This is a genomic window from Bradyrhizobium sp. GCM10028915, assembly GCF_042666195.1.
Classification (GTDB): domain Bacteria; phylum Pseudomonadota; class Alphaproteobacteria; order Rhizobiales; family Xanthobacteraceae; genus Bradyrhizobium; species Bradyrhizobium canariense_D.
In genome coordinates this window covers 38,192-52,611 of record NZ_JBHTFN010000034.1, presented here as the reverse complement: position 1 = coordinate 52,611, position 14,420 = coordinate 38,192, and the positions used below count along the sequence as shown (strand labels likewise).

Annotated in this window: 14 protein-coding genes and 2 pseudogenes; 9 read left to right on the top strand and 7 right to left on the bottom strand. The window is 60.6% G+C overall.

Annotated features, from left to right (window positions below; translation table 11 throughout):
* Positions 1–235: 235 nt before the first annotated feature.
* A pseudogene (locus tag ACFQX9_RS16960) lies at positions 236–1,427 on the bottom strand (diaminopropionate ammonia-lyase).
* Positions 1,428–2,446: 1,019 nt separating this feature from the next.
* Here ACFQX9_RS16960 and ACFQX9_RS16955 point away from each other — a divergent pair.
* On the top strand, positions 2,447–2,599 hold the full coding sequence (locus ACFQX9_RS16955; RefSeq protein WP_377789787.1) for a rubredoxin: 153 nt from the start codon (positions 2,447–2,449) through the stop codon (positions 2,597–2,599).
* 62 nt (positions 2,600–2,661) lie between these two features.
* Positions 2,662–3,306, top strand: coding sequence for an FMN-binding negative transcriptional regulator (locus tag ACFQX9_RS16950; protein ID WP_377789784.1), 645 nt, complete (start codon positions 2,662–2,664; stop codon positions 3,304–3,306).
* 279 nt (positions 3,307–3,585) lie between these two features.
* On the opposite strand, the gene ACFQX9_RS16945 is transcribed toward ACFQX9_RS16950, so the two are convergent.
* On the bottom strand, positions 3,586–5,118 hold the full coding sequence (locus ACFQX9_RS16945; RefSeq protein ID WP_377789668.1) for a PLP-dependent aminotransferase family protein: 1,533 nt from the start codon (positions 5,116–5,118) through the stop codon (positions 3,586–3,588).
* A gap of 406 nt (positions 5,119–5,524) precedes the next feature.
* On the opposite strand from ACFQX9_RS16945, the gene ACFQX9_RS16940 reads away from it, so the two are divergent.
* Positions 5,525–5,833 carry a hypothetical protein gene (locus ACFQX9_RS16940; protein WP_377789666.1) on the top strand — a complete coding sequence of 103 codons (309 nt, stop codon included), beginning with the start codon at positions 5,525–5,527 and terminating at the stop codon, positions 5,831–5,833.
* A 93-nt stretch (positions 5,834–5,926) separates the two neighbouring features.
* Here ACFQX9_RS16940 and ACFQX9_RS16935 read toward each other — a convergent pair whose 3' ends face one another.
* Complete coding sequence (locus ACFQX9_RS16935; RefSeq protein ID WP_377789664.1) at positions 5,927–6,823, bottom strand: LysR substrate-binding domain-containing protein; 897 nt, start codon at positions 6,821–6,823, stop codon at positions 5,927–5,929.
* A gap of 105 nt (positions 6,824–6,928) precedes the next feature.
* On the opposite strand from ACFQX9_RS16935, the gene ACFQX9_RS16930 reads away from it, so the two are divergent.
* The 5 genes and pseudogenes from ACFQX9_RS16930 to ACFQX9_RS16910 all read left to right on the top strand — a co-directional run bounded on the left by ACFQX9_RS16930 (position 6,929) and on the right by ACFQX9_RS16910 (position 10,388).
* The gene (locus ACFQX9_RS16930) at positions 6,929–7,678 is read left to right on the top strand and encodes an SDR family NAD(P)-dependent oxidoreductase (RefSeq protein ID WP_377789661.1); all 750 of its coding nucleotides are present in this window, start codon (positions 6,929–6,931) and stop codon (positions 7,676–7,678) included.
* A gap of 24 nt (positions 7,679–7,702) precedes the next feature.
* Positions 7,703–8,554: a transketolase gene (locus ACFQX9_RS16925; RefSeq protein ID WP_377789659.1), complete on the top strand. Its 852-nt coding sequence runs from the start codon at positions 7,703–7,705 to the stop codon at positions 8,552–8,554.
* Entirely contained in the window at positions 8,551–9,561 is a 1,011-nt protein-coding gene (locus tag ACFQX9_RS16920; protein ID WP_377789657.1) for a transketolase family protein, read from the top strand. Before ACFQX9_RS16925 ends, ACFQX9_RS16920 begins: the two co-directional genes overlap by 4 nt.
* Before the next feature lie 175 nt (positions 9,562–9,736).
* A pseudogene (locus ACFQX9_RS16915) lies at positions 9,737–10,160 on the top strand (TRAP transporter substrate-binding protein); the annotation flags it as partial.
* Positions 10,137–10,388, top strand: coding sequence for a 4Fe-4S ferredoxin (locus ACFQX9_RS16910; RefSeq protein WP_377789782.1), 252 nt, complete (start codon positions 10,137–10,139; stop codon positions 10,386–10,388). The pseudogene ACFQX9_RS16915 and the gene ACFQX9_RS16910, both read left to right, overlap by 24 nt.
* A 27-nt stretch (positions 10,389–10,415) precedes the next feature.
* Here the strand turns inward: ACFQX9_RS16910 and ACFQX9_RS16905 are convergent, their stop codons facing one another.
* The 4 genes from ACFQX9_RS16905 to ACFQX9_RS16890 form a co-directional block, all read right to left on the bottom strand.
* Entirely contained in the window at positions 10,416–10,820 is a 405-nt protein-coding gene (locus ACFQX9_RS16905; protein WP_377789655.1) for a hypothetical protein, read from the bottom strand.
* Positions 10,821–10,836: 16 nt separating this feature from the next.
* The gene (locus tag ACFQX9_RS16900) at positions 10,837–11,037 is read right to left on the bottom strand and encodes a hypothetical protein (protein WP_377789780.1); all 201 of its coding nucleotides are present in this window, start codon (positions 11,035–11,037) and stop codon (positions 10,837–10,839) included.
* 138 nt (positions 11,038–11,175) lie between these two features.
* Positions 11,176–11,364 carry a hypothetical protein gene (locus ACFQX9_RS16895; protein ID WP_338014005.1) on the bottom strand — a complete coding sequence of 63 codons (189 nt, stop codon included), beginning with the start codon at positions 11,362–11,364 and terminating at the stop codon, positions 11,176–11,178.
* A gap of 994 nt (positions 11,365–12,358) precedes the next feature.
* Complete coding sequence (locus tag ACFQX9_RS16890; RefSeq protein WP_377789653.1) at positions 12,359–13,087, bottom strand: TetR/AcrR family transcriptional regulator; 729 nt, start codon at positions 13,085–13,087, stop codon at positions 12,359–12,361.
* A 127-nt stretch (positions 13,088–13,214) separates the two neighbouring features.
* Here ACFQX9_RS16890 and ACFQX9_RS16885 point away from each other — a divergent pair, with 127 nt between their 5' ends.
* Positions 13,215–14,414, top strand: a complete 1,200-nt coding sequence (locus tag ACFQX9_RS16885; protein ID WP_377789651.1) for a cytochrome P450 — start codon at positions 13,215–13,217, stop codon at positions 14,412–14,414.
* The last annotated feature ends 6 nt before the right edge of the window (positions 14,415–14,420 follow it).

The following is a 14,420-nucleotide window of genomic DNA, read 5'->3' as shown; positions in this document are numbered from 1 at the left end:
GATGAGGCGAACGCGTTTGGACTGCAAAGCGCCAAAATCATAGCGCTTGTTCTTGCGGCAAGACGGCAAAGCCATGCCTTTTGTGCCGAAAACGTGCGTACGGGCCTCGTTGGAAGCAGAAATCTGCGGCGGATTTCAATCGTAGGATCAATCGCTGGATGCCTTCGTTCTTGGCCTTCTCTTGGGCTTTCGTCCCCGTCACGAGTTCACCGAACGGGCCGCGGATCATGAGCGTCTAGGCCTCCAAGCTTCTCCTGACCACTTGCGATAGAGACTGACCCACGAGCTGTTCGTAAGCGCCAGGATCCGTCGCGCCCTCGGTATTGATGAGGAAGACCCGTGCGTCAGGTTCAAGACTAATCAAGCGCGCAAGGTCGAATCGGCAGCAACTTTCAGCAACCCTGCCAGACCAACCCCGCCACTTTCGCCTGCAACGATAGCCGGATCACCGTCCCGGGGATTGGCCAAACGGTTCATAACCCCGACGGCGTCCTCGTCATCGACAATCATAAAAGCGTCGGCTGCGCGCGAAAGGATGCGCCAAGCGACGAGCGAAGGTTCGTAGCACTCGAGCATCGCCATCACTGTCGGCTGCCCATGAGCTACCTTGACGCGATGCCAGGTTCGAGCGCTTTCAAACAGGCACGCTGCGCGCGATGGATCGACAACCGTGAAGAACGGGCGATTATCACCTAACAACACCGAAAAATGTCCGGCTACGGCTGCGGCAAGTCCACCGACTCCTGCCTGGACGAAGACGTGGGTCGGAGGTTCGGGCAACTGTCGTAGTGCTTCAGTCAGGAGCGCGGTATATCCCTGCATTACCAGACCAGGAATACGCTCGTAGCCCGGCCGGGACGTGTCAGACACCGTGATCCAGCCGTTCTCTGCGGCAACTCAGGATGCTTCGGCAACGGAGTCGGCGCTGACGCGGATCATCTGCGCGCCATGTCAGACGATTGGCGCTACTCTGATTGCTGACGCCCGAGTGAATGAATATAGCGCAGTTCGCCCCCACTAGCTGAGCGCCGTGCGCTACGGACCTGCCATGATTGCCGTCCGTTGGCGCAGGATACCGTCATCCCCCGTGCTACGGCCTTCACCTCAGGTGCGTGAAGCTCCGAGATGTCAACAGCCCTGCCGAGGCGCGCAGTTGCTGCTTCTAAGACGAGCCGGATGACGGCATAGGGGCCGCCCAAAGCCTTGAGACTGCCAAGGCCGAGCCGGTGACCCTCGTCGTTGACTTGGACCGAGCCCACGCCAATCTCGTTGGCGAGGCCCGGCAAAGAAATCAGTGCTGTTTCCTTGTGGCCATCGCGATATCTAAGAAACCGCTCCACCTCGCACGCAGCTTCGCGACTCAGCATGTTGGCATCCGCACTATCCAAAGGCGCCCGGTGGTCAGTGCGATGGTTAAGAAGCAACATCGTTCGAGTTAGCGCAGATCTAAGCATCGCGGCGATGCGCTTGCCGAAACACTAGCGGCAATCCCAGCGATGTCACGCCTTCTCGCTAATCCGCAAGAAATGGGAGGCCGCTCTCGATGACGACCCTGACGGTGCTCAGGATCGGGCGGGTGATGCCTGATGTTTGAAGATCCGGCAGGAGGGCGTTGCGGCCATCGCTCACCCGTTCCCGGCTGCACTCCTCGTTTCGAGCACGAGGAAGGATGGCGATTTCTAGGCCGTGGACACGAACTCGGTCCTCATCACGTACCCAGATCCAGCAGCACGAGAGCAAAAGGCAGCAGAGGCAAGCGCGTTGGATTGCAGTGGCGGGCCTTGCTCCCGGCCGGTTGATGCGTGCCTTCATGTTCTGCCGGCCCGGACGGCCAAAGCGCGGCCGAAGTCGAACCAGCATCGACGCTGGTCGTGATCCCGTTGCACGGTGAAGCAAGGACCTCCGATGGCAAGGCGTGTGGCGCCAATCTTCGTGCATGATGGCTAGACCCGTTTCACGCCTGAGTGCAATTGCAGAAAGCTCAGGACTGCAGCGGCCGCGTGGCTCGCTGCAAAGCCATTTGTAACGCCGCCGGCCGGCTGCTGGACGGTTCTGGCTCATTTGCGCTCTTATCGGAAGTGATGGAATGCACAGCCGACGCCTCGCAGGCCTTTGCGCCGATGAAAGCGGCGGCGCGTGGCTGAGGGACCAAAGGCTTCGCGGTCATGGCTGTCCAACAGTCGGATGACCAGTTTCGGCTGCTCGAAGAAGGAATGCACTTCTTCTCTGAGAGATCTTCCTACTGCCGGGTTCACGGCCTTGACCAAAACCAGAGGACGTCAATCTGGTACAGCAAGAATGCCGCAGACTGGCTCTATGGAATGAACCAGTTCTGGCCTACATCCGTCTCATGAATGCTCCACAGCATAGGAGACCCGAGATGAGCAATGAAAGCGCTCACCTGCACTCTGAAACAGCGATCGGCGCACCGGTTTACAAGACTTGCATGTGCGCGCTCTGCGGGGTTGTTTACAACGAGCGGGAGGGATGGCCGGACGAGGGCATTCCGCCGGGCACTCGCTGGGAAGACGTCCCCGACGAGTGGATCTGCCCCGATTGCGGCGCAGACAAGAGTGAATTCCAGTTGACCGAGGTCTGAACGAAATCCCGTTGATGCTGCGAGCAGCGTGCGCGGCATTCATCAATTGCCAGGGAGCTAGCATGTACGTCCCCCCACATTTCGCCGAGTCGCGCCCCGAGGCGCTTCACGATCTCATCAACAAAAATCCTCTCGGCATCCTCTTTACCAACGGGAAGAGCGGGCTCGACGTAAATCACCTACCTTTCGAGTTGCACGCGAAGGAAGGGCAGCAGGGCGTGCTTCATTCACATGTGGCTCGCGCAAATCCCATTTGGCAGGATATCGCCACGGGGAACGAGGTGCTGATCGTATTCCGCGCCGGGGACGCCTACATCGCGCCGAACTGGTATCCGAGCAAGGTCGAGTTCAAGAAGCAGGTCCCGTCCTGGAACTATATGGTGGCTCATGTGTACGGACGCGTGACGATCCGCGACGATGAGCGTTACGTTCGCGGCATGGTCGCGCGGCTGACGCGCATCCATGAGGCGAAGCAGGCCGATCCTTGGAAGATGACTGACAGCCCCAAGGACTACATCGACATGATGCTCAAGATGATCGTCGGAATTGAGATCGAGATCACACGGCTCGTTGGCAAGTCGAAGCTTAGTCAGAATAAGGAGGTCCGGGACATTCTCGGTGCAGGGAACGCGCTCAACGCCCAGGGCAAGGATGTGATCGGCGATGCAATGCTGGCCGCCGCTGTGGCCAAAGCGGAGCAGGCCTGACTCATCCGACGGAGCGACATGCTCGCAGAAATCGTGGCGCAGCACCTACTTGTAATCCTCGGGTATGGCGGGGCCAAACCCATCGGCGGCCCTGCGCAAGAATGGAAGAATCTCATTTGCCCTACGATCGTCTGCCCTGGCGAAAGCTGTGGTTGGAGTCAAAAACTGGAGATCAGTGCGCGTTCTTCCCGGCGCGCTGCGGAGCACCCCAACCCAATGTTCAAGTTCGCGGCGAGCGCCGATTGCCGCGAAAGAGACCTGAGCGCGGCCATCCAGATATTATCTGGCAGTTTCCATCCGTGGGCGCTTGGACAGTTTGGCATTTCTGTTCGCGCGGACCGATGCCTCAAGGACACCTTTCAGGCGGACTGCGGCCGCCTGCAATTCCGCGACGGAAAAGCCGCCGAAGCCGAGCATTAGACCGAACCGAGCAGGCGCATCTTGGTACATGGGCGAGATCGGTCGCACAACCAGCCCGGCTTTGTGTGCTTGCTCGGCAAGCTTGACGTCGTCGAGGCCGGCAGGAAGCCAAAGCACCAGGTGCATACCTTGGTCGCTTGGTTGGAGCGCTGTCCAAGACGGCAGCTCTGTCTTAATGGCGGAGATCAGAGCCGCGCGCCGTTCTGCGTAAGCGCCCCGGATGCGCCGTATGTGAGCTTCGAAATAGCCCTCGCGCATATATTGCGCGAGCACATATTGATCGGCTGTCGGAGAATGGCGGTCAATAAGAGCACGGGCGCCCGCAAACGCATCCACCAGCGGAAGGGGAACGATGGCGTATCCGATCCGCATGGAGGAAAACAGCACCTTGCTCATCGTGCCGAGGTAGACGACACGTGTAGGATCGAGTCCCTGCAGGGACGGAAATGGATGTCCCGCGTAGCGAAGTTCGCTGTCGTAATCGTCCTCGACAATCCAGGCATTGTTTTGACGGATCCAGGATAGCAGAGCCGTGCGTCTCGCCATGCTCATCGGCATGCCGAGCGGATATTGATGCGATGGCGTAACGAACGCGACCCGAGCCTTCGGGCATCGGACGAGACCTTCGTGGACGTCGATGCCCTGCGCGTCGACGGGAATCCGAGAGGTCTGGACGTTGAAGTTTCCGAGAACCGCGACAATACCGGGATAGGCGGGGTCTTCCGCCCAAACTGCGTCTCCGTCCGCAAGAAGAACGGTTGCAGCCAGAAAAACACCCTGCTGCGTACCTGCCGTGATCACGACCTGGCCGGGCTCGCATTTCACTCCACGGGCCTTACGAACGTAGTCAGTAATCGCGAGCCGCAAATCAAGCAATCCTTTCGGGTCGATGTATCCCGACGGGGCAGCCACGCGCAGCGCTCGGACGCGATTACCGAGGCGGCGCCACTTGTCATCCGGGGCGACCGCGCCTGCCGGATGAGCGATTGCAAATGGCGTCGTCCCTTGGGGTCGAAGAGTTTGCGCGACCTCTGCAAGACGGGCGACGTTCTCCGCCAACACAGGGCCGATCCGCGGCGGCTCAATGAATGCCTGCGCTGGGCTCACGAGTTCGCTATCGCCGTTGACGTTGGCGACGATCGTGCCGCCTCTGGCGCGCGCCTCGAGGTAGCCTTCCGCATGTAGCTGACCAAACGCCTCGATGACCGTACCCCTCGCGAGTTGGAGCGATGCAGCGAGGGCGCGAGTGGACGGCAGCCGTTCGCCCGGCTTCAACATCCCGTTTGATATCGCCTCGCGAAGTACCTGCGTGAGTTGTTGTCCGAGCCGGCCTGCGGTCTTGTCGAGAGAGCCCAGCGAGGGAATTGCGATGATGTTTCGGCGCCTTGCCATTGCCGTTCTGGTCTACCTGTCCGGTCGTACTTTGAAGTCCAGAATAGACCAACTGTGTGAGTCATTGAAAGAAATCGTCACATACCGCTCTACCGCTCGGCTTTGAAATCCCAGCCCCCGAGCAGCGATGGCCTTGCGGGTCAGCTACCATCTCCCCATGACGTAGGTAGGCCGGCCCGAGGGCCGTGGAAGATCGCCTCGTTGAATCAAGGGCTGAGCATCTTCGTTGTTGAGAGGCTATCCAGTTTCGAAGCCCATCGAAAGTGTGAAATCCATCGGCCGCGTAGCAGCGGACGTCCGGAAGGAAGGCCTGCATCAATTCGGCGAGCGCATGTCCCGGATCGAGGTCCAGCACCCCTGCTGACCCCCCAGCTCTGCCAGGGCATCCAGGGTCGCCGACCAGTCGATGAGGCGCGCGATCTGGCAAGCGAGCTTCACTGTTGCATCGCTTGGGCAGAAGATGCGCTCGCCGTCGCCTCCTGGGAGCAGAATCCGCGGGCTTGCGATCGGCTCGCGCCTGCTGGCGTCGAGCGCCTCTTGCAACGGTTTGCAGGCGCGCGCGAGCCGTGACGTGTGGGAAGTGATCTCAATGCGTGTCTATATGTTGAAGGCGGCTGCGGCGCTCAGGCGCTACATCGATGATCGCCTTGTAGAGATGGATCGGCGAGCATCAGCGATAGCTCGCTGCCAGACCAATGAGGAATGCATGATCTGAGGTTCTCCGCAGGCGCGGACGCCCCGGCGGCGAAGGTTGCTGTTCGGCGCCAAGCAGAGGTTTGCTGAACCAAGCTCCAGCCAGACCTGCAGTTCATCGCGAGGAGCGGGCGTGTTCGCCGTCGAGTTGCGCCAGCAGCCAGTCTGCAAACGCTCGTACGGCCGATCTTTGTCGGCTGGCGCGCGGATAGATGAGACGGTGACCGGCGTAACTGATATCGTTCGCCCGTCCCGCCAATGGGGCAACCAATCGCCCATTGGCCAGTTCACGCTCGGCCAGGAGGGTTGATTCCAACGCCACTCCCAATCCCTCCGCAGCGGTCGCAATCGCAAGAAAGCTCCGATCGAACCTCATGCCGTGGAGCGCGGGGGCTTCCAATCCGTTCGCGGCGAACCATTGATGCCACTGCACTTGCTTCACGTCTGAGCGGATGAGCGTCTGATCGAGCAGATCAGCGGCTTTCCTTATCGATTTTGCGAGCGGGGGAGAGCAGAGCGGCGTGACCGTCTCCTCTGGTAGAGGAACAATCTCGACGCCTTCCGCGCGCGGCGGACCGTAGACGATATCGATATCGAAATCATCGTTGCTGAAGCGCGCATAATCCGTGCTTGCGGCCAATCGAACCTCGAGCTTCGGGTACGCAGCAAGAAACTGTGCGAGCCGTGGTGCCAGCCATTGCGCAGCAAAGCTTGGGGCGGAGTGGACGCGCACCAGTTGCGGTCCGCGCGCGGCGACTTCCTCAAGACCGCGGCGGAGCTGATCGAACGCCGCCCCGGTGTGACGCATCAGATTTTCGCCGGCAGGCGTGAGCCGCACAGAGCGCGCACTGCGATCGAACAGAACGGTCCGAAGCGTGGCCTCCAGCTTCCGGATCGCGTGACTGACGGCGCTCGGCGTCAGATGAAGCTCATTCGCCGCATCGCGAAACGATCCGGTCCGGGCTGCGGCTTCAAAGGCACGAATTGAGGATATCGGGATCTTCGAGAGCATCCGATAAGTGAACCAGATTCATCAATCCGTGACAACTGTTGTACGGACGGCCTCCGCAGGTCATTCCTGAATCCAGCAAGGAAGAACAATTTGCGGGAGGAATTGATGCTGCTCAGCGGCAAGACGGCAATCATTTCGGGCGCGGCCTCGCCGCGGGGGATCGGGCTCGCAACCGCCCGGCGATTCGCCGCCGAGGGCGCTCGGGTGGCCATTCTGGATATCGACGCCGGCGCCGCGGCGGACGCTGCGGCATCGCTTGGAAAGTCCCACATTGGACTGGCGTGCAACGTCGCCGACAAATCGTTCTGCGAACAGGCAGTCGCCCGCGTAATCGAAACCTTCGCACGCATCGATATCCTGATCAACAATGCCGGGATCACCCGGCCGGTCAAGTTCCTGGACATTTCGCCGGCCGATTGGGATCGAATTCAGGACGTCAATCTCAAGGGTATCCTGTTTCTGTCGCAGGCGGTGATCCCGCATATGCGCGCACGAAAGTCCGGGTCGATCGCATGCATGTCGTCAGTCTCGGCCCAGCGCGGTGGTGGCATTTTCGGCGGCCCACACTACTCGGCTGCGAAAGCAGGGGTCCTTGGCCTCGCCAAGGCGATGGCGCGGGAGTTCGGCCCTGATCGGATTTGCGTCAACTGCGTCACGCCCGGCCTGATCGGCACGGATATTACGGCAGGCAAGCTGAACGATGAAATGAGAGCGAAAATTCTGGAAGGCATTCCGCTCAATCGCCTCGGCACGGCAGAAGACGTTGCCGGTATCTACACCTTCCTAGCCTCCGATCTATCTGCCTACGTCACGGGTGCCGTGATCGACGTCAACGGCGGCATGCTTATCCACTGAGCCAGCGAGATAAGGTCCAGATCGATGGAAACGCCCACCAATATGCTTATCAACGTGACCAAGCTGGCGGACCGCGCCTACAATATACGCCGCAATGCGTTGCGCATGGGCGAAGTCCAGGGGCAGGGTTATATCGCGCAGGCGCTGGACATATCCGATGTTCTCGCCGTGGCCTACTTCCACGCCATGCGTTACCGGCCTGAAGATCCGTCATGGGACTGCCGGGACCGCTTTCTGCTCTCCAACGGACATTATGCCATCGCACTCTACGCAGCTTTGATCGAAGCGGGAATTGTCCCGGAGGAAGAACTCGAAACCTATGGCAGCGACGAAAGCCGCCTGCCAATGTCGGGCATTGCCTCCTACACGCCCGGAATGGAAATGTCGGGCGGATCGCTCGGACTTGGGCTGAGCATTGCCGTCGGCATGAGCCTAGGACTCAAGCGCAAAAAATCCGAGGCACGGGTATACACGTTGTTTTCCGATGGCGAACTCGACGAAGGCTCCGTCTGGGAAGCGATCCAGTCGGCAGGCCACTACAAGCTCGACAATCTGATCGGCATCGTCGACGTCAACAATCAGCAGGCGGATGGTCCTTCCACGCAGGTTATGGCCTTCGAGCCGCTGGTCGACAAGCTTCAGGCCTTCGGCTGGTTCGTGCAGCGGATCGACGGCAACGATCTCGATGCCGTACTTGCCGCGTTCGACGCCGCCAAGTCCCATCCCGAGCCCAAGCCGCGGATGATCGTCGCCGACACTCTGATGGGGAAGGGCGTTCCTTTCCTGGAGCAGCGCGAGAAGAATCATTTCATCCGCGTCGAGCAGCACGAATGGCAGCTCGCGCTTGCGGCGCTGGAAGCGGGGAGGCAGGCATGAGGACCATCAGATCAGCACCGCAGCCGGGCAAGCCGCGCCTTACCACCTCCGCCATGATCGCATCGATCGCTTCTGAGGGACAGAAGACGAAACCGGCGCCCTTTGGACATGCGCTCGTCGAGCTCGCCCGCAACCGCCCTGAGGTGGTCGGCATGACGGCCGATCTCGGCAAATACACCGACCTGCACATCTTCGCGAAGGAATTTCCGGACCGTTATTATCAGATGGGCATGGCCGAGCAGCTTCTGTTCGGCGCAGCGTCGGGCCTTGCCGCCGAAGGCTTCATGCCGTTCGCGACCACTTACGCCGTGTTCGCATCGCGACGGGCTTACGACTTCATACACCAGACGATCGCGGAGGAAGATCGCAACGTGAAGATCGTCTGCGCGCTGCCGGGGCTGACCTCGGGCTATGGCCCGAGCCATCAGGCCGCAGAAGATGTCGCCCTGTTTCGCGCGATGCCGAATATGACGGTCATCGATCCCTGCGATGCTCACGAAATCGAGCAGCTGGTGCCCGCCATCGCGGTCCATCACGGGCCTGTCTACACCCGCCTGCTGCGCGGCGAGGTGCCGCTCGTGCTCGACGAATATGATTACAAATTCGAGCTCGGCAGGGCCAAGCTGATTCGTGACGGGAAGGACGCCCTGGTCATCTCATCCGGCATCATGACCATGCGTGCGCTCGAGGCGGCGCAAACCTTGAAGGGCGACAGCATCGACATTGCGGTGCTGCATGTTCCAACCATCAAGCCGCTCGACATTGAGACGATCTTGCGTGAAGCCGGCAAATCGGGCCGTCTTGTCGTCGTTGCCGAGAACCACACGTCGATTGGCGGCCTTGGCGAGGCAATTGCCGCGGTTCTGATGCGTTCAGGCGTTCATCCGCGTTTCCGCCAGATCGCATTGCCGGACGAATTCCTTGACGCTGGCGCACTTCCGACACTGCACGACCGTTACGGGATTTCCACCGCAGAGGTCGCAAGGCAGATCAAACAGTGGCTTTAGTGCACCGGCGCTAAGCGCCAATCCAACCAAGCCCTTGTGAGGAGCTACGCCCGTCGCATGTTGCGGCGGCGAGCGATGGCTTGGCTTGCCTACATGCCGGCGGTCGAGAGCCGGTGAACCAAGAGTCGCGAAAGCTGCACGCCAGCGCAGGCTGATGCTGTCGGCACCAACGTCAATGCAGGATCAGGAGGAAACATGATTGTCTCGAAGCCCGGAAGGATGAGCCGCCGTACGCTATTGATGGCAGCCACGGCCGTACCTCTCTGCGGGATTCTTACTCGTCCGGCTTCTGCAGCCGAGTTCGTTTACAAGTTTGCGACCGGGCAGGATCCGACCCACCCCGTGAATATCCGGGCCCAAGAGGCGATCGACCGTATCCGCGAAGCGACGAGCGGCCGGCTGGAGATCAGGCTGTTTCCGGCCAATCAGCTCGGCTCCGACACCGAACTCCTGACCAGGTACGCAGCGGCGTGAGTTCTTCAACTAATCGTCCTCGATCCTTGCCACCCTGGTGCCGAGCGCGGGCATCGTGAACACCCTTCGCATTCGCCGATTACGACAGCGTATGGAAGGCGATGGACGGCAAACTCGGCACCTATGGAATTCCGGTCATTGCCCGTCACGACGACATGCTTCGTTTTGCGAGCTTTCATTGTCCCGAGGATGCGCTTTGGGTCTCCCTTTTCGCGGATGAGAACCAGCCCGTCGTCGTCAAGACACTGAAGCGGACCGCGGCGATCGGCAGCTATCGCCGAGCTGCCGGCTGGGCCGACGAGACGCGGGATCGGCGCGGCATCGACCGGAGCTATCTACTTTTTGGCCAATAAGTTGGGCTGCCGCCGCGCCCTGCCTACTTAAGATGCATGCGCTCGCGCGCGTTCGCGGGCTTCGCGGCGACGCTGGCGCCGTTCGCGTCGGCGCTTCGCTCGCTCTGCCGGCAGCGGCAAGGATGGCACTGGTGGCCCGGCCGTTTCCACTGGCACCTTCTCCACCGGTTCGTGTTCGGTCCGGCGCGCCTCCATGGATTCGAGCACGGCTCGTCCCTTCACAGTAATCCTCCAGCCGCCGTTTTGACGCTCGACGAGGCCGTCCGAAAAAATGTCGAGCCCGGGTACGCGCGTCGCCATCCGCTTGGTGCGCTCGGCCCATTCCGGGCCGCTGGTCGCCAGGATGGCCATGTCGCGCTTGAGGTCCGCCATCACGGCGAATCCCTCGGGGTAACTCACCAGGATCTTTAAGACCGTGACCTGCAAATTCACTGCGCACCTCGCCTGATCAACGCCACATCTTCGGCGCTTGTGTCAGGGCTTTCCGGCCAATCTGCCGCAGCTCGTCCGGTGTCGTTTCGCCGGTCTTTGCGGCTTCGAGGATCTTGCACGCGACATGGGTGCGAGCGCCCGTCTCGTCGCGGGGTAGCTTTTCGCAGACCTCGTCAAGTACCGCTCGCAATAGAGCGGTTGTAGCTTGTTCAAACATGGGTACGCCCCTTGGAAAGCCCAATCCTACCGCAAGTCTTTCCATTTTGGGATCCACTAATGTGAACTATGAACTCTGCCGCACTGCACACGACCTGGGCTTGCTCCCCTCCCGAAATCCTGCTCGAAACTGCGCCTCTCAAATCGGCCAGGCCGAGTCGCGGCTCAGCCTGCCCCTCACCGTGGGCGAGGACAACGATTCTCCAAGAAGCCGAACCGGCTGTCGAGCAGGCATCTCGTTTTCAAGCAGCGCGATCGAGAAGTGTTCGAGCTCGCGGTGGTTCGAAATCGCGATCGGCCTGGACCTGCTGCGCGTGATGATGTCCAAATCGTTGACTTGAGCCTTCAGCCGGACGGTCCGGGCCTGCGCGGTCCTTGTCCTCCCAGTGCCGCCAGACCTTCTCGATCAGCGGGCCCAACTCGGAGGCCATTGCGTCGAAAGCGCTAAAGATCGGTTGAGGACGTGTTCTCCGCACCAACCGACTTCCGGATCCGGTTCGCGCGGACCTCGCGGTGATCAATGCCCCTCGATATCCAGTAGTATTACGCGCCGGCCTTGCCGAATTGGCTTGCAGAGTCGAGCGACTGATTGCGGAGGTCGAGGCAGTGTACAGCCCGAGAGCATTCATCTTGGCGCAACTCGCCGGACCGATGCCGTGGGATTTGCTGACAGCGAGTGCCTCCACGAAGCCGGGGCTCATCTGCGGCGTGATGACGTACTGGCCGTTTGCGGCGCCAGGTTTCCTGCAGATACGCGCCGGCCGCGGAAACTCGCGTCCGAGGGGCCGCGCTAGCTCGCCCTGGTCAGCGCTCTGGAGCGGGACATCGCTGACGGCCGGCTGTCCGATGGCGACCACCTGAGGCGCTGAAAAAGCCTGCCGGGCGTCCCAGCGCGAGTGCTCTATTGCCTGCCGACGTTGCAGAGCCCCACGGCTCGCACGATGAGTCTTGACCGCGGCCGCGCATCGATGAAGCCGCGGAGGAGCCCGATCTCGCCATCATAGAGGATGACGTTTTACGGCCTTTTCTTCCCCGAGCGTCCTGTGCCGATCGCCTCATTGGTGCCGGCCCGCTCCTTCTAAATCACGTCCTACTCCAAATGCCTTGCGCCAGCCTTCAGGCTCGGGACAGTAACAGTCCCGCCGGCCTACATCGCTCAAACTGAGCTCCTCCTGCACGCCTGTGCCTGGTTTGTTGCTCCGAGGCTGTGATGCGGTTGATTGAGAGCGGAAAGCTGGAAGAACTTCTGCGTGAGCGGCGCGTCCAGGCGCACGAGCGTTACGGGGTGTTCGTACGGCTGCCATCAAGCCGGTGCTGCCGAGCTAACGAAAATCACCAATGGAAATTCTCGGCCAGGTCTTTGTCCGCCGAGCGGCTTTGATCTTAACCGACCAAGCGTCGATGAGACTGCCGAGGACCAATCGCCCGTTGCCGCGAATGTCCGGCCATTTCATCGTTGGTGTTCCCAGTGGCAACGAGATCACCCCATGCGCCGCCGATAGCAGGGCGGTCGCTAGGCGCTCCGTCAGCCCTGGCGTCGCCTCCACGCCCAATTCGGAAAGATACTCCGCGATCGAGGTCACAAAGAGCCCGTATCCCTTTCGTGCGATCTCAGTTTGCCCGAAATAAACCCCGTCGGGAAAACGCCTGTCCTCAACTGTGCCGGCCATCGAATAGAGCGATCGAAAATGATCGGGATTGTCGACCCAATAATCGATATAGGCCTGCATGACGCGCCGCAGCCGGGCCTCGCCGCTCGATTGGAGCGCGCGGACTTGTTCGAGCCGATCCGCCATTTCCTCGAGATTCCTCTCCTTCACTGCCATCAGTAGCAGGATCTTGGTCGGAAAGTATTTGAGAACCGTGCCCTTCGAGTAACCGAGCGCATCGGCAATCTTCTGGATCGAAACCGTTTCGAGTGTGCCGCTCGCGAATTGCTTTCGCGCTGTTTCAAGGATTCGAGCCTGCAACGCTTGCTTGTCAGCTTGTTTGCGCGCGCGCTTCTGAAAGCGCCGCATCGCCTTAGGGTTTCCTGATCTCTCGACCGACATCCGAATCTCCGCCCGGGGTCTCCTGCAGCTACATGGCAAAAACGCCCTTCGATTCGTGGGCTTGCCAACTCTCATTATAAATGACTATAGTCAATTAACTACACGAAACGACAGTGGGAGGGAAGCGGTGGCAGCATCGGCACTGGAGTACGCCTGCAGCGATTTTGATCCGTTCGCCTGGGACACTCGCATCGACCCCTATCCGGCCTATGCCGCGCTTCGCGCGAAGGCGCCCATCGTCCGCCTTGAGAAGTACGGCATCTTCGCCGTGCCGCGTTTTGCCGAGATCAAGGCGGTCTTTGCGGACCATCTGAACTTCAGTAATGCCGGTGGTGCCGGCATCGTCAATTATTTCAAGGAGAAGCCGTGGCGTCCGCCGAGCATTGTCCTTGAAGCTGACCCGCCGCTACATACACGCACCCGAAAGGTGCTGGCGCGGATCATGTCGCCGGGGGCGATGCGGGGCCTAGAGAACGGCTTCAAGGCCAAGGCTGTCGCGCTGGTCAATGAATTGATCGAAAAGAGATCGTTCGACGCAGTCCGCGATCTTGCCGAAGTATTTCCGGTGACCGTATTTCCGGACGCCCTGGGCATCGACAACGAAGGCCGCGAAAATTTTCTGACCTACGGCGCAATGGTCTTTGCCGGCATGGGGCCCGAGAACGACTACTTTCGAACTCTCATGGCCCAGGCACCTCAAGTCTTGCCCTGGGTCGCCGCAAAATGCCAACGGGAGGCATTGGCTCCCGGCAGTTTTGGCGCGCAGGTCTACGAGGCTGCCGATAGCGGCGAAATCACCCAGGACGAAGCGCCTCTGCTCGTTCGGTCCTTTCTCTCGGCGGGGCTGGATACGACAATCAGTGCCATAGGCATGGCTCTCTTTAGTTTGACCCGTCATCCGGAGCAGTGGGCCGTACTGGCTGCCAATCCTTCGCTGGCGCGCGCGGCATTCGATGAGAGCCTGCGCTATGATTCCGCCGCACCTTACGTCTTCCGGACCACACCGCATGAAACCGAGATCGCAGGGGTGCCGATCGGTAAGCACGAGAAACTGTTACTGCTGATTGGTTCGGCAAATCGCGACGAAACGCGGTGGGAACGGCCCGACCAGTTCGACATCACCCGGCGCGTTTCAGGGCATATCGGCTTCGGCACCGGGATCCACGGCTGCGTGGGGCAGATGATCGCGCGGCTCGAAGGCGAAGCCGTTCTGGCGGCCTTGGCGGCGAGCGTCGCGTCAATCGAGACAACGGGCGAGCCGGTATACCGCGACAGCAGCGGATTGCGGGCCCTCAGCTCACTGCCGGTACGCGTTACGACGAAATAGCGCCAG

Bases quoted from the DNA above. Each gene is read 5' to 3' on its own strand.
- ACFQX9_RS16900 (WP_377789780.1), bottom strand. From the start codon at position 11,037: ATGTTTGAACAAGCTACAACCGCTCTATTGCGAGCGGTACTTGACGAG.
- ACFQX9_RS16890 (WP_377789653.1), bottom strand. From the start codon at position 13,087: ATGTCGGTCGAGAGATCAGGAAACCCTAAGGCGATGCGGCGCTTTCAG.
- ACFQX9_RS16930 (WP_377789661.1), top strand. From the start codon at position 6,929: ATGCTGCTCAGCGGCAAGACGGCAATCATTTCGGGCGCGGCCTCGCCG.
- ACFQX9_RS16940 (WP_377789666.1), top strand. From the start codon at position 5,525: ATGAGGCGCGCGATCTGGCAAGCGAGCTTCACTGTTGCATCGCTTGGG.
- ACFQX9_RS16955 (WP_377789787.1), top strand. From the start codon at position 2,447: ATGTGCGCGCTCTGCGGGGTTGTTTACAACGAGCGGGAGGGATGGCCG.
- ACFQX9_RS16950 (WP_377789784.1), top strand. From the start codon at position 2,662: ATGTACGTCCCCCCACATTTCGCCGAGTCGCGCCCCGAGGCGCTTCAC.
- ACFQX9_RS16925 (WP_377789659.1), top strand. From the start codon at position 7,703: ATGGAAACGCCCACCAATATGCTTATCAACGTGACCAAGCTGGCGGAC.
- ACFQX9_RS16935 (WP_377789664.1), bottom strand. From the start codon at position 6,823: ATGCTCTCGAAGATCCCGATATCCTCAATTCGTGCCTTTGAAGCCGCA.
- ACFQX9_RS16945 (WP_377789668.1), bottom strand. From the start codon at position 5,118: ATGGCAAGGCGCCGAAACATCATCGCAATTCCCTCGCTGGGCTCTCTC.
- ACFQX9_RS16910 (WP_377789782.1), top strand. From the start codon at position 10,137: ATGGACGGCAAACTCGGCACCTATGGAATTCCGGTCATTGCCCGTCAC.
- ACFQX9_RS16920 (WP_377789657.1), top strand. From the start codon at position 8,551: ATGAGGACCATCAGATCAGCACCGCAGCCGGGCAAGCCGCGCCTTACC.